The organism is Polaromonas sp. P1_G2 (genome assembly GCF_056405515.1).
Map to the genome: position 1 here is coordinate 1 of NZ_JBFUBY010001042.1, position 476 is coordinate 476.

General features: G+C 61.8%; 1 protein-coding gene. It reads left to right on the forward strand.

Annotated features, from left to right (window positions below):
* Positions 1–143 precede the first annotated feature (143 nt).
* Positions 144–476 (forward strand): aldose epimerase family protein (locus AC1D0P_RS28965; protein ID WP_477679888.1); only part of this gene is annotated, 333 nt, incomplete at its 3' end.

A 476-nucleotide genomic window follows, 5' to 3' on the forward strand; every position in this document is an offset into this window, starting at 1 on the left:
CTTATCCTCGATGCGCTCGCGCGGCACCTTCATCTTGCGATGCCGTGAAATCCGGCCTTCACGTTACGTCTACCTGCTTGCGCCCACGAATCGTAGTAGGACCTTGGCATCGCTCTGCCGCCGAAACGGGAACCATCGGGATCTTGGACGCGCATTCTGAACTCATCGAACTCTCTGCTGGACCGCTGACGATCGGGCTGGCGCCGGCAATCGGCGGCAGCCTGGCCTATTTCCGGCACGGCGGCATCGACCTGATGCGGCCTTTGTCGCTGGAAGAATGGGAGGCGGGCAATGTGCTGGGCGCGGCCATGTTTCCAATGCTGCCCTATGTCAACCGCATCGCCGGCAACGCATTCGAATTCGACGGACGGCGATGGAATTTCCCTCCCAACAATCCACCCGACCCACTGACCTTGCACGGCGATGGCTGGAAATCCGCATGGCGGTCGCAGCGCGAGGGGAGCGGCGTATTGCTC